Source organism: Thiobacillus sp. (assembly GCA_024235835.1).
GTDB lineage: Bacteria > Pseudomonadota > Gammaproteobacteria > Burkholderiales > Thiobacillaceae > PFJX01.
In genome coordinates, this window is sequence record JACKLQ010000001.1 from 451,469 (window position 1) to 476,608 (window position 25,140).

17 protein-coding genes are annotated in these 25,140 nt (G+C 63.4%); 10 read left to right on the forward strand and 7 right to left on the reverse strand.

Translation table 11 applies throughout. From position 1 onward, the window contains the following. Window positions 1–4 precede the first annotated feature (4 nt). Together H6935_02240 and H6935_02245 are read left to right on the forward strand one after the other, a co-directional pair. Window positions 5–715, forward strand: coding sequence for an ABC transporter ATP-binding protein (locus tag H6935_02240; GenBank protein ID MCP5277163.1), 711 nt, complete (start codon window positions 5–7; stop codon window positions 713–715). Then, window positions 712–2,160, forward strand: a complete 1,449-nt coding sequence (locus tag H6935_02245) for an efflux transporter outer membrane subunit (GenBank protein ID MCP5277164.1) — start codon at window positions 712–714, stop codon at window positions 2,158–2,160. Before H6935_02240 ends, H6935_02245 begins: the two co-directional genes overlap by 4 nt. Before the next feature lie 138 nt (window positions 2,161–2,298). On the opposite strand, the gene H6935_02250 is transcribed toward H6935_02245, so the two are convergent. The 3 genes from H6935_02250 to gyrA all read right to left on the reverse strand — a co-directional run bounded on the left by H6935_02250 (window position 2,299) and on the right by gyrA (window position 6,466). Further along, window positions 2,299–3,195 carry a hypothetical protein gene (locus tag H6935_02250; protein ID MCP5277165.1) on the reverse strand — a complete coding sequence of 299 codons (897 nt, stop codon included), beginning with the start codon at window positions 3,193–3,195 and terminating at the stop codon, window positions 2,299–2,301. Between the two features lie 7 nt (window positions 3,196–3,202). Continuing rightward, window positions 3,203–3,772 (reverse strand): LemA family protein, encoded by a 570-nt coding sequence (locus H6935_02255; protein MCP5277166.1) that lies wholly within the window; start codon window positions 3,770–3,772, stop codon window positions 3,203–3,205. A 123-nt stretch (window positions 3,773–3,895) separates the two neighbouring features. Further along, window positions 3,896–6,466, reverse strand: a complete 2,571-nt coding sequence (gene gyrA / locus H6935_02260) for a DNA gyrase subunit A (GenBank protein ID MCP5277167.1) — start codon at window positions 6,464–6,466, stop codon at window positions 3,896–3,898. Between the two features lie 120 nt (window positions 6,467–6,586). Between gyrA and H6935_02265 the strand changes: the two genes are divergently transcribed. Continuing rightward, a complete protein-coding gene (locus H6935_02265; protein ID MCP5277168.1) occupies window positions 6,587–7,921 on the forward strand; it encodes a TRZ/ATZ family hydrolase in 1,335 nt (444 codons plus the stop codon). On the opposite strand, the gene nhaA is transcribed toward H6935_02265, so the two are convergent. Next, complete coding sequence (nhaA, locus tag H6935_02270) at window positions 7,918–9,285, reverse strand: Na+/H+ antiporter NhaA (GenBank protein MCP5277169.1); 1,368 nt, start codon at window positions 9,283–9,285, stop codon at window positions 7,918–7,920. The genes H6935_02265 and nhaA overlap by 4 nt on opposite strands. A 1-nt stretch (window position 9,286) precedes the next feature. Then, window positions 9,287–9,928 (reverse strand): rRNA large subunit pseudouridine synthase E, encoded by a 642-nt coding sequence (locus tag H6935_02275; protein MCP5277170.1) that lies wholly within the window; start codon window positions 9,926–9,928, stop codon window positions 9,287–9,289. Window positions 9,929–9,971: 43 nt separating this feature from the next. On the opposite strand from H6935_02275, the gene icd reads away from it, so the two are divergent. Continuing rightward, a complete protein-coding gene (gene icd, locus H6935_02280; GenBank protein MCP5277171.1) occupies window positions 9,972–11,213 on the forward strand; it encodes an NADP-dependent isocitrate dehydrogenase in 1,242 nt (413 codons plus the stop codon). Window positions 11,214–11,552: 339 nt separating this feature from the next. Here icd and H6935_02285 read toward each other — a convergent pair whose 3' ends face one another. Continuing rightward, window positions 11,553–11,756, reverse strand: a complete 204-nt coding sequence (locus tag H6935_02285; GenBank protein MCP5277172.1) for a cold-shock protein — start codon at window positions 11,754–11,756, stop codon at window positions 11,553–11,555. 186 nt (window positions 11,757–11,942) lie between these two features. On the opposite strand from H6935_02285, the gene clpS reads away from it, so the two are divergent. Both clpS and clpA read left to right on the forward strand, forming a co-directional pair. Then, the gene (gene clpS, locus H6935_02290) at window positions 11,943–12,254 is read left to right on the forward strand and encodes an ATP-dependent Clp protease adapter ClpS (protein ID MCP5277173.1); all 312 of its coding nucleotides are present in this window, start codon (window positions 11,943–11,945) and stop codon (window positions 12,252–12,254) included. Beyond that, the gene (clpA, locus tag H6935_02295) at window positions 12,251–14,542 is read left to right on the forward strand and encodes an ATP-dependent Clp protease ATP-binding subunit ClpA (protein MCP5277174.1); all 2,292 of its coding nucleotides are present in this window, start codon (window positions 12,251–12,253) and stop codon (window positions 14,540–14,542) included. Before clpS ends, clpA begins: the two co-directional genes overlap by 4 nt. A gap of 67 nt (window positions 14,543–14,609) precedes the next feature. On the opposite strand, the gene H6935_02300 is transcribed toward clpA, so the two are convergent. Beyond that, complete coding sequence (locus H6935_02300; GenBank protein MCP5277175.1) at window positions 14,610–15,845, reverse strand: DUF1015 domain-containing protein; 1,236 nt, start codon at window positions 15,843–15,845, stop codon at window positions 14,610–14,612. A gap of 62 nt (window positions 15,846–15,907) precedes the next feature. Here H6935_02300 and H6935_02305 point away from each other — a divergent pair, with 62 nt between their 5' ends. The 4 genes from H6935_02305 (at window position 15,908) to H6935_02320 (ending at window position 25,138) form a co-directional block, all read left to right on the forward strand. Then, window positions 15,908–17,200, forward strand: coding sequence for a YihY/virulence factor BrkB family protein (locus H6935_02305; protein MCP5277176.1), 1,293 nt, complete (start codon window positions 15,908–15,910; stop codon window positions 17,198–17,200). Window positions 17,201–17,254: 54 nt separating this feature from the next. After that, window positions 17,255–20,698: a transcription-repair coupling factor gene (gene mfd, locus H6935_02310; protein ID MCP5277177.1), complete on the forward strand. Its 3,444-nt coding sequence runs from the start codon at window positions 17,255–17,257 to the stop codon at window positions 20,696–20,698. Between the two features lie 179 nt (window positions 20,699–20,877). Beyond that, window positions 20,878–22,941 (forward strand): HDOD domain-containing protein, encoded by a 2,064-nt coding sequence (locus H6935_02315; protein MCP5277178.1) that lies wholly within the window; start codon window positions 20,878–20,880, stop codon window positions 22,939–22,941. A 7-nt stretch (window positions 22,942–22,948) separates the two neighbouring features. Then, a complete protein-coding gene (locus tag H6935_02320; GenBank protein ID MCP5277179.1) occupies window positions 22,949–25,138 on the forward strand; it encodes an EAL domain-containing protein in 2,190 nt (729 codons plus the stop codon). The last annotated feature ends 2 nt before the right edge of the window (window positions 25,139–25,140 follow it).

The following is a 25,140-nucleotide window of genomic DNA, read 5'->3' on the forward strand; positions in this document are numbered from 1 at the left end:
TGACATGGCAACCAAGGGCATACGCATCGAAGGGCTGCGCAAGCGCTACGGCAGTGGCGACACGGCGGTGGATGCGCTCAAGGGCGTGGACATGCACGTGGAGCCGGGCGAGGTGGTGGGCCTGATCGGGCCGTCCGGCTCGGGCAAGAGCACGCTGCTGAAGTCCCTGGGCGCGGTGATCGACCCCAGCGCCGGGCGCATGACGCTGGGCGACGAGGTGATCTACGACGAGGGCTGGAAGGTGCCCGACCTGCGCGCCCTGCGCCGCGACAAGATCGGTTTCGTGTTCCAGGCGCCCTATCTCATCCCCTTCCTCGACGTCACCGACAACGTCGCCCTGCCGCCCATGCTGGCCGGCGTGGCCAACGCCGAGGCGCGCAAGCGGGCGCTGGACCTGCTCACCGCGCTGGACGTGCAACATCGCGCCCAGGCCATGCCCTCCCAGCTCTCCGGCGGCGAACAGCAGCGCGTCGCCATCGCCCGCGGCCTGGTGAACCGCCCGCCGGTGATTCTTGCCGACGAGCCCACCGCCCCGCTCGATTCCCAGCGCGCCATGGCGGTGATCCGCATCCTCAACGACATGGCCAGGAAGTATGAGACCGCCATCATCGTCGTCACCCACGACGAGAAGATCATCCCCACCTTCAAGCGCATCTATCACATCCGCGACGGTGTGACCCACGAGGAAGCGGGCGAAGGGCGGGGCTTCGAATGAACGCCGGAGGAACCACGCCCATGAAATATGCCCTGCTGACGCTGGTGCTGGCACTGGCGGGTTGCACCGCCGGGCCGGATTTCAAACGCCCGTCCGCGCCGGAGGTGGCGGGCTACACGGCGACGCCGGTCGCCGTCCGGACCGAATCCGCCGCCGTGCGCCTGGGCGAGGCCCAGCGCCTGATCGATGGCATGGTGGTCGATACCCGATGGTGGCGCAACCTGAATTCGCCAAAGCTCGATGCGCTGATCGAATCCGCGCTCACGGCCAGCCCCTCCCTAGCCGCCGCCGAAGCCACACTGCGCCAGGCCCGGGAGATCCAGGCCACGCGGGCCGGATCGACGCTGTACCCGCAAGTTGACGCGGGGCTAGGCGCCCAGCGCCAGCGCATGAGTCCAAGCGCCCAGGGCCTCGTCGGCGAAGCGCGCGAATACAGCCTGTACAACGCCAGCGTCGGCGTGCAGTACAACCTGGACCTCGCCGGCGGCAACCGCCGCGCCCTGGAGGCTCTCGCCGCCCGCGCCGACTTCCGGCGCTTCGAGCTGGACGCCGCGCGCCTGACCCTGGCCGGCAACATCGCTACCGCCACCATCACCCGGGCCAGGATCGCCGAGCAGATCGAGGCCACGGCCGCCATCCTGAAGGCTCAGGAGGAACAACTACACCTCGCCCGCGAGCGGACACGCCTGGGCCAGGCGGCACCGGACGAGGCCCTGGCCCTGCAGACCCAGGCGGAGCAGACACGGGCGCAACTACCCACGCTGCGCAAGCAGATGCAGCAGACCGAGCATCTGCTCGCCGTGCTCGCCGGCCGTGCGCCGGGTGCGGGCGGCCTGCCGGAATTCACCCTGGCCGACTTCTCCCTGCCGGCCGAACTGCCCCTCGTCGTGCCTTCCGAACTGGTCCGCCGCCGCCCCGACATCCAGGCCTCCGAGGCTTTGCTGCGCGCGGCCAATGCCGACTACGGCGTGGCCGTGTCCAGGCTCTATCCCCAGCTCAACCTGAGCGCCAACCTGGGCAGCCAGGCCTTGACCAGCGGCGCCCTGTTCGGCGGCGGCTCGGCGGTGTGGAGCCTGGTCGGGCAACTCACCCAGCCGTTGTTCGATCCGGGGCTGCCCGCGGAGAAGCGCGCGGCCCTCGCCGCCTTCGATGCCGCCGCCGCCAACTACCAGGGCGTGGTGCTGGAGGCGCTGCGGGATGTGGCCGATGCGCTGCGCGCCGTGGAAAACGACGCCCAGACGCTGGCCGCGCTGGCCGCCGCCGATGCCGCCGCGCACGATGCCCTCCGGTCGATGCAGCGGCAATACCAGTTCGGCGCGGCCAGCTACCTGCAACTGCTCGTCGCCCAGCAGCAGGCCCGGCAGACCCGTATCGGCCTGGCCGCCGCCCAGGCGCAGCGGCTGGCCGACAGCGTGGCCTTGTATCAAGCGATAGGAGCTACATGACCTGCCATTGAATACGTACTGGCTCAACTGGCAACAGTGGTAATGCAGATATCCTTCTGGCAGGTGGCGGCGTTGAAGTGGCCACTCAATCGGGTACTTTGCGGAACCGGTAAGGATAGATCCAGGTTCATTGCTGACTTACCTGAGTCCGGTTTTCAGCACGTAGGTCAGCCCTCCCAGACTGCCCAGCATCAACACCAGAAACAGCCGGGCCAGCCAGGCGTAGCGCGTGCCCATGGTGTCCGGTGAAAGATTGCTGATGAGGTAGGGCCTGCCGTCTGAGGGCCTGGACAGGGTATGTCGGGTGGCCTGGGCCCGCACTTCAGCGTGCTGCCGGGCAATCTCCCGGCGGGCGGCCAATCTGGCCAGCATCCATTCCTTGGGGCTGATTTCGCCGTCCCCGTCCAGGTCGAAGCGGCGATGGAGTTCCTCCCTGTCCGTCTTCCACTCCGCCAGCAACTCCCCCTCTTCCCGCCGAGCGTTCAGCACCAGGTCGCTGGCGTTGACGCTGCGGAACCCTCCGAGCGCGTAAAGTCGGTCGCCCTTGAGCAGGACTTCCTCGGTGTGGCGCCATTCGCCGTCGTTGCGGGTCTCCTTGTGGGTGGTCTGGACGTGGGCGCCGGCGGGCTCGATGGTGCATCTTCCCGACGTGTCCTCCAGGTCGAAGGGCGCCAGGCTCTCGCCACTTTCCACCTGTTCCCAGCGCTCGTCGGTGCGCCGTTCGGTCTTGAAACGGTACCAGAGGCAGGGAAGCTGGCTGAAGGGGGTCATCAACTGCTGGCCCTGGTGGGGCTGTCCATGGCCGTGGAGTTCCACATAGCCCTGGGCAGCGGAGGCCACCCGGGAGGTGGGTGTGTCGTGGATGGCACGCACGATGCGCAGGGCGGCCAACCAGCCTCCCAGGTTGATGACGGCCAGGGTCAGGAGGATAGCCTTCCATGCGGTTGGCACGCCCAGGTGGAAGGCCAGGCCCACCAGGGTGGCCTGGACAAAGATGAGGAACGAAAAGAACCGGCCGTGCCAGGCCCGGAACATCAGCCGCTCAGCCGAAGAGTTTCTTGATGTCCACGTCCTTCAGGTCGTCCGCCTTGAAGGTCAGCAGGGGCCGGGGACCGAAGCTGAACAGCCTGGCGACGAAATTGTCCGGGAACTGTTCGATGCGGACGTTATTGATGTTGACGCTCTCGTTATAGAACTCGCGCCGGTCGGCGATGCCCTCTTCCAGGCTTGTGACGCGCTGCATGAGCTGGGCGAACTGCTCGTTGGCGCGCAGTTCCGGGTAGGCCTCCATCACGGCGAAAATCTGGCCCAGCCCCACCCGCAGGGCGCTCTCCGCCACGCCCAGGGCGGGGATGTCCTGGGCCTGGCTGGCGGACTGGACCTGGGCCCGGGCTTCGGTGACCTGCCGCAGGGTGTCCTGTTCGAACTGCTTGTATTGCCTGCAGGCCTCCACCAGCTTTGGCAGTTCGTCGTGGCGCTGCTTGAGCAGCACGTCGATGTTTGACCAGGCCTTGGAAACGTTGTGCTTGATCTGCACCAGGCTGTTGTAGACGAAGATGGCGTAGACCAGCACGATGACCACAAGGGCCCAAAAGATGATGGCGCCAGACATGGGCAAGCTCCTCCGCGAAACGCCTGAATTATCCGTAGGTTGGGCTAAAGCAGGAAGCCCAACAAAACCTGGAATGTTGGACTTCGCCTTGCTCAGCCCCACCTAAACCCCAACTACGACAACTTATTCCTCTTCCTCGGAATCCAGCACCGGTTGCAGGCCGGACAGCTTCTCGCCCTCGCCCAGGTTGATGAGGGTGACACCCTGGGTGGAGCGTCCTGCCGCCCGGATTTCCTTCACCCGGGTGCGGATCAGCACGCCGCCGGTGGTGATGAGCATGACCTCGTCATCCGACTCCACCAATACTGCCGCCACCACCTTGCCGTTGCGGGCGGAGGTGGAAATGGCGATGACGCCCTGGGTGCCCCGGCCGGTGTGGCGGTATTCGCCCACCGGGGTGCGCTTGCCATAGCCGTTTTCCGTGGCGGCCAGCACCTGCTCGTCGTCGCTCTGGGCCACCAGCAGGCTGATGACCTCGGCGCCGGCGGGCATCTTGATGCCGCGCACACCCCGGGAGACACGGCCCATGGAGCGGACTTCCTCTTCACTGAAGCGGTTGGCCTTGCCCTCGTTGGAGAACAGCATGATCTGCTGGCTGCCGTTGGTGATGGCCACGCCCACCAGCTGGTCGCCTTCGTCCAGGTTGATGGCGATGATGCCGGCAGTGCGCGGGCGGGAGAAGTCGGAAAGCACGGTCTTCTTCACCGTGCCCAGGGCCGTGGCCATGAACACGTAATGCTGGTCGTCGAATTCCTTCACCGGCAGGATGGCGGTGACCACCTCGCCCTCTTCCAGCTTGAGCAGGTTGACGATGGGCTTGCCCCGGGCCGCGCGGCCGCCCTGGGGTACTTCGTAGACCTTGAGCCAGAACAGCTTGCCCCGGCTGGTGAAGCACAGGATGTAGTCGTGGGTGTTGGCGATGAAGAGGTTGTCGATGAAGTCCTCTTCCTTGGTGCCCGCCGCCATCTTGCCGCGGCCGCCCCGCTTCTGGGTGCGGTACTCGTCCAGGGGCTGGGCCTTGATGTAGCCGGTGTGGGACAGGGTGACCACCACGTCCTGGGGCGTGATGAGGTCTTCCATGGACATCTCGCGGGCGTCGACGATGATCTCGGAACGGCGCTTGTCGCCGAAGGCGGCCTTCATTTCGCCCAGTTCCGTGGTGATGATCTCCGTGACCCGGCCGGGCTTGTCCAGGATGTCCAGCAGGTCGGCGATGCGCTCCATGACTTCCTTGTACTCGCCGACGATCTTGTCCTGCTCCAGGCCGGTGAGACGTTGCAGGCGCAGGTCCAGGATGGCCTGGGCCTGGACTTCCGTGAGGAAGTAGCCCTGCTTGTGCAGGCCGTACTGGGGTTCCAGGTCCTGGGGGCGGAAGTCGTCGCGGCTGGCGGAAAGCTGATTGCCCTTGGCCCGGTCCAGCATGTCTTCCACCACCTGGGAGCGCCAGGGCTTGGACAGCAGGGCCTCCTTGGCCTCGGGAGGCGTGGCGGAGGCCTTGATGAGGGCGATGATCTCGTCCACGTTGGCCAGGGCCACGGCCAGGCCTTCCAAAATATGCCCGCGTGCCCGGGCCTTGCGCAGCTCGAACTGGGTGCGGCGGGTGACGACTTCGCGCCGGTGCTTGAGGAAGGCCTCCAGGAACTGCTTCAGGTTCAGCAGGCGGGGCTGGCCATCCAGCAGGGCCACCATGTTCATGCCGAAGGTGTCCTGCATCTGCGTTTCTTTGTACAGATTGTTCAGGATCACTTCAGGGACTTCGCCCCGCTTCAGCTCGATGACCACGCGCATGCCGGACTTGTCCGACTCGTCACGGATTTCAGAGATACCCTCCAGGCGCTTTTCCCGCACCAGTTCGCCGATCTTGGCGCACAGGTTGGCCTTGTTCACCTGGTAGGGCAGCTCGTCGATGATGACGGCCTGGCGGCCGCCGCCCTTCTCGATGTCCTCGAAATGGCACTTGGCCCGCATCACCACCCGGCCGCGACCGGTGCGGTAGCCGTCCTTCACCCCGGTGGTGCCGTAGATGATGCCGGCGGTGGGGAAGTCGGGGGCGGGGACGATGTCAATCAGATCGTCGATGGAGATAAACGGGTCGTTCAGCACCGCCATGCAGGCATCGATGATCTCGCCCATGTTGTGGGGCGGGATGTTGGTGGCCATGCCCACGGCGATGCCGGTGGAGCCGTTCACCAGCAGGTTGGGGAACTTGGCCGGCAGGATCAGGGGCTCGTGTTCGGAGCCGTCGTAGTTGGGGCCGAAGTCGACGGTTTCCTTGTCGATGTCCGCCAGCAGTTCGTGGGCCAGCTTGGCCATGCGGATTTCGGTGTAACGCATGGCGGCGGCGTTGTCGCCATCCACGGAGCCGAAGTTGCCCTGGCCGTCCACCAGGGGGTAGCGCAGGGAGAAGTCCTGGGCCATGCGCACGATGGTGTCGTACACCGCCGTGTCGCCGTGGGGGTGGTATTTACCGATGACGTCACCCACCACGCGGGCGGATTTCTTGTACGCCTTGTTCCAGTCGTTGGAGAGTTCGTGCATGGCGAACAGCACGCGCCGGTGCACGGGTTTCAGGCCGTCCCGCACATCCGGCAGGGCGCGGCCCACGATCACGCTCATGGCGTAATCCAGGTAGGAGCGGCGCATCTCCTCTTCCAGACTGACGGGCAATGTCTCCTTGGCGAACTGATTTTCCATTGCGGAATAAGCCTTGTTATGTGGATGGAAAAAATTTGCGGGATATTAACATGCCGACCGGCCTCCCCCGACCCTGAAAACCATTAGCATTCCGGATGTTATCCACAGCCTGCCGCCGCCATGTCCGTGCCTGAACACGCGTTGTCCTGCGATCTGCGCCTCGATCCGGAGTGGATCGTTCCCGTGGAACCCGCAGGTGTGGTGTTGCACCGTCACAGCCTGCTGGTGAAGAACGGCCATATCGCCGCCCTCCTGCCCCATGCAGAAGCGGACGCCTGGACCGCCACCCAGAGGAAGTCCCTGCCCGGACAAGTCCTTGTTCCCGGCCTGGTCAACCTGCACACCCATGCAGCCATGACCCTGCTGCGGGGCTTCGCGGATGACGTGCCCCTCATGGCCTGGCTCCAGGACTATATCTGGCCGGCGGAGGGCCGCTGGATGTCGCCCGAATTCGTGCGGGACGGCACCCACCTGGCCAGCCTGGAGATGCTGCGGAATGGCATCACCTGCTTCAACGACATGTACTTTTTCCCCGAGATCACCCTGGAAGCGGCCGTGGGAGCCCATCAGCGAGTGGTCGCCGGCCTGATCGTCATCGATTTCCCGACCCCTTATGCCGCCGATCCGGACGGCTACCTGCACAAGGGCATCGAGGCAAGGGATGCCTGGAAGGATGAGCCCCTGGCCCACTTCTGCCTGGCCCCTCACGCGCCCTACTCCACCAGTGACAGGACCCTTGAAAAGGTGGCCACCTATGCCGCCCAGCTGGACCTGCCCATCCACATGCACGTGCACGAGACCCGGGACGAGATCACCCGGGGGTTGGCCAGCCACCAACTGCGCCCCCTGGCCCGGCTGCGCAACCTGGGTCTGCTGGGGCCCAGTTTCATCAGCGTCCACGCCGTGCACCTGTCGGAAGGAGAAATCGACCTGCTGGCGGAGCATGGTTGTCACGTGGCCCACTGCCCCTCCTCCAACCTGAAACTGGCCAGCGGCCTGGCCCCTGTTGCTCAATTAGTAGGCAAGGGCATCAATGTGGGGATCGGCACGGACAGCGCCGCCAGCAACAACCGCCTGGACCTGTGGGAGGAGATGCGCCTCACGGCCCTGCTGGCCAAGGGGGTGTCCGGCGATCCGGCCGCCGTCCCAGCCCATGCCGCCCTGGAGATGGCCACCCTGGCCGGGGCAAAGGCCCTGGGACTGGATGGATTCATCGGCTCCCTGGTGCCGGGCAAGCAGGCAGACCTGGTGGCCGTGGACCTTTCAGGCCCTGAGACCCAGCCCTGCTACGGCCCCGTTTCCCATCTGGTCTACGGCGCCGACCGTCGCTCCGTGCGCCATGTATGGATATCAGGCAAGACCGTGGTGGAAGACGGCGAATGCCTGACCCTGGACAAGGCGGAGGTGCTGCACCGGGCCCGGGCCTGGCGGGAGAAGATCGGCCACCGGGCCTAAGTGGCTTTCCTTGTTGTGAAATAGATCCAGGCCAGGCCAGCCACCCCTGACAACAGGGAGGCTGCCAGGATGCCCGTCTTGGCCATGAGCAGGAATTCAGGCTGGTGGGCAAAGCCCAGTTCGGCGATGAAGATGGACATGGTGAAGCCGATGCCCCCCAGCAGGCCCACCCCGGCCACCTGGCTGAAGCGAGTGCCTGCCGGCAGCTGGGCGATGCCCGCTTTCAGGGCCAGCCAACTGGCCCCGGTGATACCGATGAACTTGCCCAGCACCAGCCCGGCCAGCACCCCCAGGGTGACAGGGTGGCCCAGGGTCTGTCCCATCTGGCCGAAGTCGATGGGGATGCCCGCATTGAACAGGGCGAACACCGGGATCACCAGGAAGGCCACGGGCAGGTGCCAGATGTGTTCCGCCCGCTGCAAGGGGGTTTCCACCTGGTGCACGCCGTTTTCCAGGGTCTGCACCACGGCCCGGAGCTTGTCGTTGGTCATGATGTTCTGGCCGGGCACGTAACTGGCCTCGAAGCGGTCCACCAATTCCCGCACGTGCTGGCTGAAGCGGGCAGGGTCGTACTTGGGCCGGGCCGGCACGATGAAGGCCGTGATCACCCCGGCCAGGGTGGCGTGCAGTCCGGATTTCAACAGGGCCAGCCAGAGCACCGCCCCCAGCAGGTAATAGGGCAGCAGGCGACGGATACCTCCCATGTTCATGGCCACCAGCAGGAAGATCAGGCCGCCTGCCACACCCAGGGCGGCCATGTTGATGGATTCCGTGTAGAACAGGGCGATCACCAGCACCGCCCCCAGGTCGTCCACGATGGCCAGGGCCACCAGGAAAGTGATGAGCCCCTTGTGTACCCGCCCGGCCATGAGGGCCAGGGCGCCGATGGCGAAGGCGATGTCCGTGGCCATCGGGATGCCCCAGCCCCGGGCTGCATCGCCGCCGGGGTTGATGACGTAGAAGAGCAGCGCGGGCACCACCATGCCGCCGATGGCGGCGGCGATGGGCAGGGCCGACTGGCGGGGTTCCGCAAGTTCCCCCACCAGCATCTCCCGCTTCAGTTCCAGGCCCACGACAAAGAAGAACAGGGCCATCAGACCGTCGTTCACCCAGTGGTGCAGGGTCTTGGACAGGGCCCAGGGACCGATGCTGAGGGCGATCTGTGCATGGGCCACGTCGTGATAGAAATGGGCCATCGCGCTGTTGGCCAGGATCAGGGCCACCAAGGCCGTGGCCATGAGCAGCATGCCCGACGTGGTCTGCCGGTGGACGAATTCCTCGAAGGGGGTCAGCACCCGGTCGAAGGCCCGCTCCCAGGGGGCGGTGTAGACCCCGGCTTGCTCTTCATGTTCTTGCTTCTTCATCTCATCCTTTCTGCTTGCCTCTTGTGCGCCAGGTGCCTGAGGCTGGCTTGCCGCCCATGGGACGCCTGCCTCGTTCTGCAGTGGCGGGGGGTTGGGGCGAAGGCACTTCCAAAACCCGCCATTGACCCGGCGCCAGATTGTCCACGGACCATTCGCCGATTCGCCAGCGTACCAGCCGCAGGGTGGGCAGGCCCACCTTGGCGGTCATGCGGCGCACCTGCCGGTTCTTGCCTTCCACCAGGACGATCTCCAGCCACGCGGTGGGAATGGCCTTGCGAAAGCGGATGGGTGGGTCCCGGGGCCAAAGCCCCACCGGCTCTGGGATTTCCCGGGCCTGGGCGGGCTGGGTGATGAAATCCCCCAGGTCCACGCCCCGACGCAGTTGATCCAGGGCCTGCTCCCCGGGTTCCCCCTCCACCTGGGCCCAATAACTCTTGGGCTGCTTGTGGCGGGGATGGGCCAGGCGGTGCTGGAGGGCGCCGTCGTCAGTTAAAATCAGCAGACCCTCGCTGTCCGCATCCAGCCGACCGGCCGCGTATACCCCAGGCAAAGGGATGTAATCCTTCAAGCTGGGGTGGCCCGCCTCAGATGTGAACTGGCTCAGCACCCCATAGGGCTTGTTGAACAGGATGATGCGGGCCATCGCTTACTTATTGAGTACGTATTCTTTTATGTCAGGAGTCATTGTGACCAGCCGCATTCAGGTGCCCGCCCAGGGCGAGAAGATCACCGTCAACGCCGATAATTCCCTGAATGTGCCGGACCGGCCCATTATCCCCTTCATCGAGGGTGACGGTACCGGCGTGGACATCACCCCGGTCATGCGCGCTGTTCTGGATGCCGCCGTGGCCAAGGCCTACGATGGCAAGCGAAGGATCGAGTGGATGGAAGTCTATGCCGGCGAGAAGGCCACCAAGGTCTATGATCCCGACACCTGGATGCCGGACGAAACCGTCCAGGCCGCCAAGGACTACGTGGTGTCCATCAAGGGCCCCCTGACCACCCCCACCTCCGGCGGCATCCGTTCCCTGAACGTGGCCCTGCGCCAGATGCTGGACCTGTATGTCTGCCTGCGTCCCGTGCGCTACTTCCAGGGCGTGCCCTCCCCCGTGAAGGAACCCGAAAAGGTGGACATGGTGATCTTCCGGGAGAACACCGAGGACATCTATGCCGGCGTGGAATGGGAAGCCGGCTCCCCCGAGGTGAAGAAGGTCATCGAATTCCTGCAAAAGGAAATGGGCGTCAAGAAGATCCGCTTTCCCGAGACCTCCGCCATCGGCATCAAGCCCGTGTCCGTGGAAGGCTCCGAGCGCCTGATCCGCAAGGCCATCCAGTACGCCATCGACAACAATCGCAAGTCCGTGACCCTGGTGCACAAGGGCAACATCATGAAGTTCACCGAGGGGGGCTTCAAGAAGTGGGGCTATGAACTGGCGGCGCGCGAGTTTGGCGCCAAGCTGATCGGCGAAGGCCCGTGGATGGAACTGCCGAACGGCATCGTCATCAAGGACGTGATCGCCGATGCCTTCCTGCAGCAGATCCTGCTGCGGCCCGCCGAATATGACGTGATCGCCACCCTGAACCTCAACGGTGACTATGTCTCCGATGCCCTGGCGGCCGAGGTGGGCGGCATTGGCATTGCCCCGGGGGCCAACATGTCCAACACCGTGGCCATGTTCGAAGCCACCCACGGGACCGCGCCCAAGTACGCCGGCAAGGACTATGTGAACCCGGGCTCCATCGTGCTTTCCGGGGAAATGATGCTGCGCCACATGGGCTGGCTGGAGGCGGCGGACCTGATCATCAAGGGCATGGACGGCGCCATCCAGGCCAGGACCGTAACCTACGACTTCGCCCGACTCATGGATAACGCCAAGGAAATCCCCTGCTCCGCCTTCGGCAAGGAAATCATCCGCTGGATGGAGTGAAATCCGCTTTTTCCGGGGGTGATTCGCTCACCCCCATGCGGTGGAGTAGTTCCAGAAGTTCATCGGCGATGGGGCCCAATTCTTCCTTCTGTCTCTCAAGACCTAGTAGTAATTGGGCAACTTCTCCTGGCGAATGACCTTCGCCGGGCCGTGCTCTTTGAGGGGAGTTCATTCTTAAGCCACTCCAGCACCAACGCCTTGTTTGACGTATAGCACAGGGGCCGAAGTATGAAAGCCTGATTGCAGGCTTTTTTAGGAGGACTTCCGGGGAGAAGCAGGCGGGATCTCCGCCTGCAGGGGTGTCACGATGACCTTCGTCAGAATGACCGATGGCTCCGCTTACATCGGTTGGATGTTGGCTGCCTGTTTGCCCTTGGGACCGTCCACCACGTCGAACGTAACGCGCTGGTTCTCTTTCAGGGTTTTGAAGCCTTTTCCCTGGATCGCGGAAAAATGGGCGAAGAGATCATCGCCACCGCCATCAGGGGTAATGAAACCAAAGCCTTTAGAGTCGTTAAACCATTTCACAGTGCCGGTGGCCATTGCAACTACTCCTCCAATAAACGAGTTGACCGTTCAGCCGGACCAGTACTTCAGAACCAAGGCCAAACGGCGGCTTTTTACTCGGCCTTTCCCCATAACGTCAATCACCTTGAACAGTGACTTGAAAAAAAAGTTCAGGGCTCCACAATCCCTTTTGTCCCAGTCATCCTCGAACCCCAATAAGACATGGCTGTTCGCCAAAAAGAAGAATCGGAATTCGCGACGGAACTCATCCCCGCGGATCCTCCTCCTTTGTTTAAAGTTTTGCTGCTGAATGACGATTACACGCCCATGGAGTTCGTGGTGAAGGTGCTGGAGCAATTTTTTTTCATGGACCGCGAACAAGCCACCCTGGTCATGCTCAAAGTGCATAATGAAGGCGTTGGTGTGGCTGGGGTGTTCCCCAGGGATGTGGCTGAATCCAAGGTTCACCAGGTGACGGGGTATTCCCGAAGTCATCAGCACCCGCTGCAGTGCGTTATGGAGGAAGATCGATGATCGCCCAGGAGTTGGAAGTCAGCCTGCACATGGCCTTCATGGAGGCCCGGCAGAAACGCCACGAGTTCATAACCGTGGAACATCTCCTGCTGGCCATGCTCGACAATCCGTCCGCCGCGGAAGTGCTCCGGGCCTGCGCCACCAATATCGACGACCTGCGCAAGAAGCTCGTCGATTTCATCGAACGCCACACCCCGCGCGTCCCCGGCGAAAGCGAAGTGGACACCCAGCCCACCCTGGGCTTCCAGCGTGTCATCCAGCGCGCCATCCTGCATGTGCAGTCCTCCGGCAAGAAGGAAGTGACCGGCGCCAACGTGCTGGTGGCCATCTTCGGCGAAAAGGATTCCCACGCCCTGCATTTCCTCACCCAGCAGGGCCTGACCCGCCTGGACGTGGTGAACTTCATTTCCCATGGCATCGCCAAGACCCCCCAGGAGGCAGCCCCCTCTTCCCGCGGCGAGCCTGCGGGTGATCAGGGCGAGGCCGAGGAAAAGACCGCCTCTCCCCTGGATTCCTTCACCGTAAACCTGAACGCCCAGGCCCTGGCCGGCAAGATCGACCCTCTCATCGGCCGGGACCAGGAACTGGAGCGAGTCATCCAGACCCTCTGCCGACGCCGCAAGAACAATCCCCTGCTGGTGGGCGAGGCCGGCGTGGGCAAGACCGCCATTGCCGAAGGCCTGGCCCGTCGCATCATCATGAACGACGTGCCGGACGTGTTGGAAGGTGCCACGGTCTTCGCCCTGGACATGGGTGCCCTGTTGGCCGGCACAAAGTACCGGGGCGATTTCGAGCAGCGGCTCAAGGCGGTGATCAAGCAGCTGGCGGGCAATCCCAAGGCCATCCTGTTCATCGACGAGATCCACACGGTCATCGGCGCCGGTGCTGCCTCGGGCGGTACCCTGGATGCCTCCAACCTGCTCAAGCCCGCCCTCTCCTCCGGCCAGCTGCGCTGCATCGGCGCCACCACCTACAACGAGTTCCGGGGCATCTTCGAGAAGGACCACGCCCTCTCCCGCCGTTTCCAGAAAGTGGACGTGAAGGAACCCTCCGTGGAAGAGACCGTGGCCATCCTCAAGGGCCTCAAGTCCCGCTTCGAGGCCCACCACAACGTCAAATACACCCAGGGCGCCCTGTCCACGGCGGCCGAACTTTCCGCCCGCTTCATCAACGACCGCCACCTGCCGGACAAGGCCATCGACGTCATCGACGAGGCCGGCGCGGCCCAGCGCATCCAGCCCAAATCCAAGCAGCGGCGCACGATCACCCCCAAGGAAATCGAGGACATCGTCGCCAAGATCGCCCGGGTGCCGGCCAAGACCGTGGCCAGCGACGAACGCAACGCCCTGAAAAAACTGGACCGGGACCTGAAGAACGTGGTGTTCGGCCAGGATGCGGCCATCCTTGCCCTGGCCACCGCCATCAAGATGTCCCGCTCAGGCCTGGGCAACCCCTCCAAACCCATCGGCTCCTTCCTGTTTTCCGGCCCTACCGGCGTGGGCAAGACAGAGGTGGCGCGCCAGCTGGCCTTTACCCTGGGCGTGGAGCTGATCCGATTCGACATGTCTGAATACATGGAGCGTCATGCCGTGTCCCGCCTCATCGGCGCGCCACCCGGCTACGTGGGCTTCGAACAGGGTGGCCTGCTCACCGAGGCCATCACCAAGCATCCCTACGCGGTGCTGCTTCTGGACGAGATCGAGAAGTCCCACCCGGACATCTTCAACGTGCTGCTCCAGGTCATGGACCACGGCACCCTGACGGACAACAACGGACGCAAGTCCGACTTCCGCAACGTCATCATCATCATGACCACCAACGCGGGGGCCGAGGCCATCAACAAGACGTCCATCGGCTTCACCAAGGCCAAGACATCGGGGGACGAGATGGCGGAGATCAAGCGCATGTTCAGTCCCGAATTCCGCAACCGTCTGGATGCCACCATTTCCTTCTCGCCCTTGTCGGAAGACATCATCCTGCGCGTGGTGGACAAGTTCCTGCTGCAACTGGAGGAGCAACTCCATGCCAAGAAGGTGGAAGTCCATTTCACCGATGGCCTGCGCAAGTGGCTGGCCGGCAAGGGGTTCGACCCCCTCATGGGCGCGCGCCCCATGGCCCGTCTGATCCAGGACACCATCCGCAAGGCCCTGGCCGACGAATTGTTGTTCGGCCGGCTGGCCGAAGGAGGCGGGGTGACCGTGGACGTGAACGAGGCTGGCGAGATTCAATTGCTTTTTGACGAAGAGCAGAAAGGCGAGGCCCACGACGAAAGCCTCACCACGGTCTGACGTCAGCTCCTGAAACATGAAAAACGCCCGGCCATGCCGGGCGTTTTTCATGGCTGAAGCAAACTGGTCAGAGCATGTGGGAGGCCATCCCGTCGGCCAGCTTGGGCTCGAACCAGGTTGATTTGGGCGGCATCACCTCATTGGCGTCCGCCACGGCCATGAGGTCCTCCATGCGGGTGGCATGGAGGGAAAAAGCCAGGGCCATCTCGCCGGAATCCACCCGCTTCTCCAGTTCCGCCAGGCCGCGTATGCCGCCCACGAAGTCGATGCGCTTGTCTCGTCGCGGGTCGTTGATGCCCAGTACCGGGGTGATGAGGTTGTTCTGCAGCAGGCTCACGTCCAGGCGGCCCACGGGGTCGGCTTGGGGAATCAGGTCACCACGGATGGTGAGCCGGCTCCAGCGACCACTCAGGTACATGCCGAATTCCCCGGGATGGGCAGGCTTAACGGCCTCGTCAACCTGTTCGATCATGAAGTTGTCGGCGACCCTGGCCATGAATTCAGCCTCGGATAGTCCGTTCAGGTCCTTGATCACCCGGTTGTAGTCCAGGATGCGCATCTGGTGGTGGGGGAAGATCACCGAAAGGAAATGGTTGTAGGCCTCGTCTCCGGCATGGCCCGCGGCCTTGCGGGCGGCGCAGATGCGGGAAGCGGAGGCGGATCGATGGTGGCCGTCGGCGATGTAGAGGGCATGCATGCCGTCGAACAGTTCCGTCAGCCTGGCCAGGGTCGCCCCATCCCGGATCACCCAGAGGGTATGGCGCACGCCGGATTCCGGCGCCACGCTGTCAGCGTCGGGCTCGCCCTGGGTGGCCGCCGCCAGGATGGAGTCGACTTCCGGGGCCGAAGGATAGGCTAGCAGCACCGGGCCGGTCTGGGCGTTCAGGGCGTCGATCTGGCGCACCCGGTCGTCTTCCTTGTCCGGTCGGGTGAACTCATGCTTGCGGATGCGGTTGGTGTCGTAGTCCGCCACGCTGGCCGCGGCCACCAGGCCCACCTGCACGTGGTCCCCCATGATCAGGCGGTAGGCGTAGTAGCAGGCCTGGCCGTCCTGCTTCAGCACGCCGGCATCGATCATCCTCTTCAGATTCTCTGCCGCCTTGGCGTAGACCTCCGGGGCATAGGGATCGGTATCCGCAGGCAGGTCGATCTCCGGCTTGGAGATATGCAGGAAGCTCCAGGGCCGGCCCTCGGCCATGGCTCGAGCCTCGGCGGTATTGAGCACGTCATAGGGGGGCGCGATCACCTCGGCGGCGCGGCCGGGGGCAGGACGCAGGGCGGGAAAAGGACGAATCAAAGACATGAAGCGTTTCCTGGATAAATAATGCTGACATTTTACCGCCTGACACCATCTTCATATCGGCCATGCATCGCCCCCATCTCAAGGCCCCCCATCTGGATGAAAGCCAACTGAACCGCCTGGACTGGTTCATGCAGACGTCCTATACGGCCTGGCGACTTTTCGTGAAGAACGAACTGCAGAACCATGCGGCTGCCACGGCCTTTTATTTCCTGCTCTCTGCCGCCCCCCTGGTACTGCTGCTGACCTACCTGACCCAGGTACTGGTAAAGGTGGCGGAATCCTCCGACCCCGCGGTGATCCTGTTGGCGGCTTTGTACGAGCAGTTCAATCTGGAACAGCTCTCCATGTTGGGAGTGATCCCGCAAAAGACCCAGGTGACTGCCGGCGGCGTGGGCCTTCTCACCCTGCTGCTCTCTTCAAGGGGGCTGCTCAATGCACTGCAATCCGCCTTCCGGGTGATCTTTCCCGACGAGGCCAAGCGCAAGTTCGTGGTCAAGTGGGCTTTGCCCCTGCTCATCATTCCCCTGGTTTTTGGCCTGGTGCTGGTGGCGGTGGCCATCCAGGCCAGCCTCAACTTCTTCCTCCAGGCGGACCTGTTGGGCCTGGGCAAGGCCAGGGTGTTGAAATTCCTGAACGTGGGCTTTGCCTTCACTGCAGTATGGGGCCTGGTCTACCTGGCCTTCCGACGCCTGCCCCTGGCCCGCCCGCCTAGAAAACCCGCCCTGCTGGTCAGCGCCCTGGCCACCCTGACCCTGGCCTGCCTGTTCCTGGGGTTCGGCCATTTCTTCCGCATCGAGAAATACCAGGCCGTGTACGGCGCGTTGGGGGGGGTGGTGTTCATCCTCATCGGCGCCTATTTCGCCTGCGTGGCCTTCTACTTCTGGGCCCAGTTCCTCTATGCCCTCACCAAGGTGGATGTGGCAGCCCTGGAAAAGCTCTTCCTCCATGCCGAGGGACAAGGCGCAAGCAAACTGGAGGGCATCGTCTTCGCCCGAGCCAACCGCCTACTGGCCAAATACGGCCATGTGTATGACGCGGGTGAAACCCTGATCCAGGAGGGAGACACCTCCAGGGAAGCCATCTTCATCCATGCCGGTCGGGTGGGCGTGTACAAAAAACTGGATCACAGCGAGAAAAAACTGGTGGAGCTGAACGAAGGCAACCTCATCGGCGAGATGGCCTACCTGCTCAACGAAACCCGCACCGCCAGCGTGCGGGCGGAGACCGAGGTCACCGCCCTGGTGCTTCCCCCCCAGATGCTGGAAGAACTGATGCGCTTCTCCGCGCCCCTCTCCCGCCGCATCATCGGCACCCTGGCCCAGCGACTCATGCGCATGAACCAGGCTCAACAATAAAGCTGCCCCGGGAAGGTGCCTCGGGGATAATGCGGCTTTTGCGCCGTTGTCTCCATGCAGTTCCAGCCAGCCTTCCCTATGCCGGGCCAGCGCCAGCGTCTGGCCGCCCCCCCCGGTTCCGCCGATAGCCTTATCCTGGCTGGGCTTGCCCGCAGGCACTGCAAGTCAGGCCGCCTGCTGGTACTGACCCAGTCGGCCCAGGATGCTGACCGGCTGGTGGAAGAACTGGCGTGGTTCGACCCGTCGCTGGTGGCGCGCCTGCTGCCGGACTGGGAGACCTTGCCCTACGACCCCCTGTCCCCCCACCCGGACATCGTCTCCGAGCGGCTGTCCACCCTGTGGCTGGCCCATGACGCCAAGGTGGACGTGCTGGTGGCGCCCGCCGCCACCGCCATGCAGCGACTGTGTCCCCCGGCTTACCTGAACGCACATACCTTCCTGCTCAAGGAGAAGGACAGGCTAGACGTGGACAGGCTGAGGGGCAGGCTCGCCGCGGCGGGTTATGCCGCCGTGACCCAGGTGCTGTCCCCCGGGGAATTCGCCGTGCGGGGCGGGTTGGTGGACCTGTTCCCCATGGGCGGGGAGCAAAAGACGACCCTGCCTTACCGCATCGAGCTTTTCGACAATGAGATCGAAAGCATCCGCGCCTTCGATCCGGACACCCAGCGCACCCTTTACAAGGTGGCGGAGATCCGCCTGCTACCGGCACGGGAAGTGCCATTGGACGAGGACGGCGTCACCCGCTTCCGCCAGAACTTCCGCGAATGCTTCGAGGGGGATCCTTCCAAGAGCCAGGTTTACAGGGATGTCTCCAACAAGCTGGCGCCCGGGGGCGTGGAGTACTACCTGCCTCTGTTTTTCGAGACCACCGCCACCCTCTTCGATTACCTGGCCGATGGCACCGCCGTGGTGCTTCAGGGCGACATCCAGACGGCCGTGGAAGGTTTCTGGCAGGACACCCAGAGTCGCCATCGCTTGCTGGCCGGAGACAAGCACCGTCCCCTGTTGGCCCCGGATGCCCTGTTCCTGCCGCCGGACCAGTTCTTCGGCCTGCTGCGGCCTCATGCCCGCCTGGAAATAGGAGGGCGTGGCGAGGCGGACAGGGTCCAGCCTTATTTGCCGGCGCCCGCCGTGGAAGTGGAACGCAAGGCGGAAAATCCCTACCAGCGCCTGCAAGCCCACCTGGAAAACTTCGCGGGCAGCACCCTGCTGGTTGCGGAAAGCCTGGGTCGGCGGGAGACCCTGGCCAACGCCATGGCGGAATTCGGCCTCAAGCCTGTCCTGCATGAGGGCTGGCCGGATACTGAAAGACTGGCGCCCCGGGCCTTTCTGTTGACCACCGGGCCCCTGGCCACCGGTTTCACCGATCCCCGGGCCAGGCTGGCCATACTGACCGAAACCGAACTGTATGCCCGCAGCCCCGCCACCCGCCGCAGCCGGGAAGGCAAGCGGGCCAGCACCGCGGAAGGCCTGCTCAAGGACCTGACCGAGCTGAAGCTTGGAGACCCGGTAGTCCATGCCCAGCATGGCATCGCCCGCTATCGGGGGCTCAGCGGCATGGATCTGGGGGATGGCCAGGAGGAATTCCTCACCCTGGAGTTCGCCGGCGGCGACAAGCTCTACGTGCCGGTGGCGCATTTGCATCTCATCTCCCGTTACCTGGGGGGCGACCCGGACAACGTGCCCCTGCACAAGCTGGGCAGCGGCCAATGGGAGAAAGCCCGGCGGCGGGCCATGGAGAAGGCCCGGGATACGGCGGCGGAACTGCTCAACCTCTATGCCCAGCGGGCCGCACGCCATGGCCATGCGTTCCAGATCAGCCAGCACGACCTGGACGCCTTCGCTGCCGGCTTTGGGTTCGAAGAAACCCCTGACCAGCTGGCCGCCATCGAGGCGGTGGTGGGCGACATGGGCTCCGGCCGGCCCATGGACCGGCTGGTGTGCGGCGACGTGGGCTTCGGCAAGACGGAAGTGGCCCTGCGGGCGGCCTACGTGGCCGTCGCCGCCGGACGCCAGGTGGCGGTGCTTTGTCCCACTACCCTGCTGGCGGAGCAGCACTTCCAGACATTCTCGGACCGCTTCTCCGATACGGCGGTGCGCATGGCGGAGTTGTCCCGCTTCCGCTCCACGAAAGAAATCAATGCGGCCCTGGAAGGCCTGAAGGACGGCCGCATCGACCTGGTCATCGGCACCCACAAACTGCTGCAAAAAGACATCAGGTTCAAGAATCTGGGCCTGGTGGTCATCGATGAGGAACACCGCTTTGGCGTGCGCCAGAAGGAACGGCTCAAGGAACTGCGGGCAGAAGTGGACGTGCTGACCCTGACCGCCACGCCCATTCCCCGCACCCTGGCCATGTCCCTGGAGGGCATCCGGGACTTCTCGGTCATTGCCACGGCGCCGCAAAAACGCTTGGCCATCAAGACCTTCGTCCACCCCTTCAGCAACGGCCTGATACGGGAAGCGGCCCTGCGGGAATTGAAACGGGGCGGGCAGATCTATTTTCTCCACAACGAAGTGGAAACCATTGAGAACATGCGGGAAAAACTGGAGAAGCTGCTGCCCGAGGCCCGCATCCAGATCGCCCACGGCCAGATGCCTGAACGGGAGCTGGAACATGTCATGCGGGACTTCTATCACCAGCGCTTCAACTTGCTGCTCTGCAGCACGATCATCGAGACGGGCATCAACGTGCCCACGGCCAACACCATCATCATGAACCGGGCGGACAAGTTCGGCCTGGCCCAGCTGCACCAGTTGCGTGGGCGGGTAGGCCGTTCCCATCACCAGGCCTACGCCTACCTGCTCACCCCGCCGGACGGCGTGAAGATCACCCCCGCCGCCGGCAAGCGGCTGGAGGCCATCCAGAACATGGAGGAACTGGGCTCGGGCTTCTACCTGGCCATGCACGACCTGGAAATCCGAGGCGCAGGCGAGGTGCTCGGCGAAAGCCAGAGTGGCGAGATGCAGGAGGTGGGATTCAATCTTTTCAATGACATGTTGTCGAGTGCTGTGAAATCACTCAAGGAAGGCAAGGAACCCGACATGAGTGCGCCCCTGGCCGCCACCACCGAGATCAACCTGCATCATCCCGCCCTGCTGCCCGAGGATTATTGTCCTGATATCCATGAACGCCTGGTGCTTTACAAACGCCTGGCCAATTGCGAATCCAAATCCGAATTGGACGAATTGCAGGAGGAATTGATTGACCGTTTCGGATTGCTGCCCGGTTCCGCCCAGGCCTTAATCGCCGTTCATCAACTGAGATTGGAAACCCGGGCATTTGGCATTGAGCGCCTGGAAGCCGGGCCAGACGTGACCAGCATACAGTTCAGGCCCAATCCACCGGTGGATCCCATGAAGATCATCCGGCTTATCCAATCCCGCCGGGAATACAAATTGGCCGGCCAGGACAAACTGCGCATCGAGCAGCCTTGCCCCACCCTGGACAAGCGGCTGGCCATGATCCGGAAATTCCTCGCGGAAATCAGCGGTTGAATCCAAGTCGATGATTTTCGGGTTTCCCGGCGTACCAGTACAACCCATGGATAACTCTATCTAAAGATATATCTATTCCTGCCGATAAAGTATGCTCCGTTTGCACATAAATAAAGCAGCCACTGATTCGGATCGAGGAGATGGAAGAGAGGGCTCAGGATATCCATAAGCAATTAGCCATGGCACGGCTTCCCAGCCTGCCCCAGGCGCTATTGCAAATCCTTGACCTGTCAGAACGGGATGACGTGGGTTTGTCCGAGATCGGGGCTGTGGTTTCCCAGGATCCAGGACTGGCAGCAAAAGTGCTGAGCACGGCCAATTCAGCCTATTTCAGCCGTGGAAGGCCCATCAACAGCATCGACCAATGCCTCTCCATCATGGGCGCAGCCCAGGTTCGCCGCATTGCGCTGAACCAGTCCGTCGCGGAATTGTTCGGCCGTTTCCAGAAATCCGGTGGTTTCGACATGCGCTATTTCTGGTACCACGTGCTGTGCGTGGCCATCACGTCGCGGGAATTGGCCAGGCGGCTGGACTATCCCCACGTGGATGAAGCCTACCTGGCGGGCCTGCTTCACGACGTGGGGCAGTTGGCCTTGCTTTCGGTGGCCCCGGACCAGTATCTGCCCATCTTCAAGTCCGCCACGGGCGAGCAAAGGCTGATGCAAGAAGAACAGCGGGCCTTCGGCCTGGCCCATCAGGAAATCGGCGCATGGCTGGCCCAGCGCTGGAATCTGCACAGCTTCATGGCGGATGCCCTGCTCTATCACCACGAACCCCTGCAGCGCGTCCGGGATGCCCATGCCTTGACCCAGATCGTGAACCTGGCCAACTTGTTCAACAACCTCAACCAGGGTGAGGTCGAGGTGAACGACGAGGACCTCGGCTTCTGGGACTTGACCGTCCATGAGGCCAGGACCCTCGTGGAGGCCGCCGAAACGGAGGCCAAGGAAGTGGCCGACGCATTGGGACTGGAGATCAAATTCCGCAAGGACATGCCCAAGGCAGAGGCATCTGATGGCGACAGCGGCCACACTGCTCTGGCTGAAGCCGTATCGGTCAGGCTGGAGGCTCAGTCCACCTTGCCCGAGGAAGCGGACGTTGGAACCCGGTCCGAGGCCTACCTGGGCATTCTGCGCAGCGCCCGCATGCTGTTCGGGACCCCCCACGCCACGCTGTTCGTGGCCACGGAAAATGTCCTTGAAGGGCAAACCACCGAAGACGATGACTCCCGCCTGGGAGAAATCCGCGTGAACCTGCCTGCCCCCGATTCCGCCCTTGCCCGGGCCCATGGAGGCCAGGTGGCCCTGGCCGGCGAAAACCCCTCCCGGGAAAACCTGGCTGACAGCCAGGTGTTGCGCATCCTGAACACGGAACGGTTGCTGTGTGTACCCCTGGGCAATGAGGGATCAGTCCTGGGCGTGCTGGCCATCGGCCTGCCCGCCGCGGACATAGCCGCGTTCATGAAGCGCAAGGCCCTCATCACCACCTTCGCCCGGGAAGGCGGCCGGCGCCTCGCCCGTGCCCTGGACCTTGTCGGCCTGGAACACAAGGCGCGAGAAGATGCCCGGGAGCAGTTCCAGCTCCATGCCCGCAAGGTGGTCCACGAGGCCAACAATCCCCTGGGCGTGGTGCGCAACTATATCGGCCTGCTGAGGGAACAACTGGGCGACAAGAAACAGGCCCATGAGGACATGGACCTGGTGGAAAGCGAACTGCGCCGGGTGGCCCGTATCCTCCAGCAGCTCAAGGACACCGATGCGGCCTCCATCGGCAAATCCGCCGCCAGCCGAATCGACATAAACGCCCTCATCAGCGACGTGATCCGGTTTTGCCGGCTTGGTCGGCCTGAACTGGAGAAGGTACAAACCCGGGTCCAGCTGGATGGGAGTATCCCGTCCATCCGCGTGAACGGAGACAAGGTCAAGCAGGTCCTCACCAACCTCATATTCAATGCCGCGGAAGCCATGCCGGAAGGCGGGGAGATCTCCATCTCCTCGGCCAGTTGGCAAGCGGCCAAGGGCAAGGGTTCCGTGGAAATCATCGTGCGCGACAATGGCCCCGGTCTGCCTGCGGCTGTGCTGGATCAACTCTACCAGCCCAAGCAGACCGGCAAGGGGGGAGCACATCAGGGCCTGGGTTTGTCCATCGTCGGCAGACTGGTGGATGAGTTGGGCGGCACGATGCAATGCAACAGTTCCAACGCAGGCACAAGTTTCAAGATCTTGTTGCCAGCCAGCCAATAGGTGCCAAATGGTTTCATGGCGAGATACCCCCCGCAGCGACTACTACCAGGGCAAGGTGGAAGCGGTCCATCGCGACGTTGGCCACATCCTGCTGGTGGAGGATGACGTGCGATTTGCCCAGAGCATGCAAAGGCTCCTCAGTGGTGCGGGCTTCGACGTCACGGTGACCCACACCGGTTCCGCCGCCCGGGCCGAACTTGCCGGAGGGGACTTCCACCTTGCCCTGGTGGACATGAACCTGCCCGACATGAGCGGCCATGAAATCATCCAGGAGATCAACGACAAGAAGCTGAATACAGCCGCCATCGTGGTGAGCGGCGAAACCGAGATAGACGCCGCCATCAACGCCTTGCGGGCCGGCGCCCTGGATTTCGTGCGCAAGCCGCCTGAACCCGCCCTGCTGCTCCATGCGGTGCGCCGCGCCATCCGCCAGCGCTGTCTGGAACGTGAGCATCTGGAATTCCAGCAGCGCCTGCACCGTTCCGAGCGCCTGCACCGTTATCTGGTGGACAAATCTCCGGACATCATCCTGATGATGGACCTGGACGCCCGGGTCACCTTCGTAAACAACCGCCTCGGCGAATTGCTGGGCATCGAATCAGAAAGCATCGTCGGCAGACATTTCGTGGAACTGGTATTCGAGCATGACAGGGAGCGGGCCCAGTACGCCTTCAATTCCGCCAAGCTCACAGAAACCTCCAAGCACCTGCTGGAATTCCGCCTGAAGAGCAACCTGGACCACAGCGGCTTCCGGCATTTCGAACTGCTCCTGTCCGCCGCGGACCTGGAGGGCGAGGAGGCCGGCGGCAATCCCGTGGAGGATGACCACTTCTATATGGTGGCCCGGGACATCACGGTGCGCCGCGAGGCGGAGGAACGGGCCCGCTTCCATGCAAACCATGACGCCCTCACGGGCCTGCCCAACCGCAACCTGTTCCGTGACCGCCTGGGCCTGGCCCTTGTCCAGGCCCGGCGCAACAACGAGCGTCTGGGCGTGCTGTTCCTGAACATAGATCGTTTCAAGAGCGTCAACGATCTCTACGGCCACGCCCAGGCGGACATACTGCTCAACCGCGTGACCGAGCGCATCCAGCGCTGCCTGCGGGGAGGCGACACCCTGGCCCGCTTCGGCGGGGACGAGTTCTTGCTCCTGAATACCGGCATCAAGCACGACGACGAGGTGCTCGCCATCGTGGCCCGCATCAACGAGGAGCTGGAGGAGCACTTCAAGGTCAGCGGCAAGCAGGTGTTCCTATCCATGAGCGCCGGCATCGCCATATTCCCGGAGCATGGGGACAATGCCGACGCCCTCATTCGCCACGCCAACATTGCCCTTTATCACGGGCGCATTTCCGGCAGCAGCAGCCACACCTTCTTCATGCAGGAGATGGGCAAGTCCACGGACCACCGCCTGACCCTGGAGCAGGACTTGCGCCAGGCCCTGGATCAGGACCAGTTCGAGTTGTACTACCAGCCCCAGATGGGCCTGAAGAACCGTCACATCAAGGGCGTTGAAGCCCTGGTGCGCTGGAATCACCCCCGCCTGGGCCTGCTGCCGCCAGGAGAATTCCTGCCGGTGGCGGAGGAATCCGGCTTCATCGAGGAACTGGGGGAGTGGGTCATCAAGAAGGCTTTCAAGACCCTGCAGAAATGGGAACAGCGGGGTATCGCCCCGGACCGGGTGGCCATCAACATTTCTCCCCGCCATCTGGAGCGCCATGATTTCGTCGAACAGTTCACGCGCCTGATGAAGGAGTTCAACGTCACTCCCCTGCGGGTGGAGATCGAACTGACGGAGAACCTGTTCATCCGGGATCCCGGCGCCATGGTGCAGAAACTGCAGACCCTGGCCGCCCACGGCGTCATGGTGGCCATAGACGACTTCGGCACCCAGTATTCATCCCTGAGCTACCTGCAGAAATTCCCCATCCACACCCTGAAGATCGACAAGTCCTTCGTCTGGGAGATCGATCGGGAATACCGCCAGCACGCCATCATCAAGGCCATCATTTCCATCGCCCACGGCCTGGGGCTCAACCTCATCGCCGAAGGTGTGGAAACCGACGAACAGCTCAAGTTCCTGGAAGGCCAGGGTTGCGACGAGATCCAGGGCTATCTGGTGAGCCGCCCCCTGCCCCTGGACGCCCTGGAGCCCCTGCTGGAGAAACAGCGGGAGCCCCTGCGCCTGGTCTCCTAGTA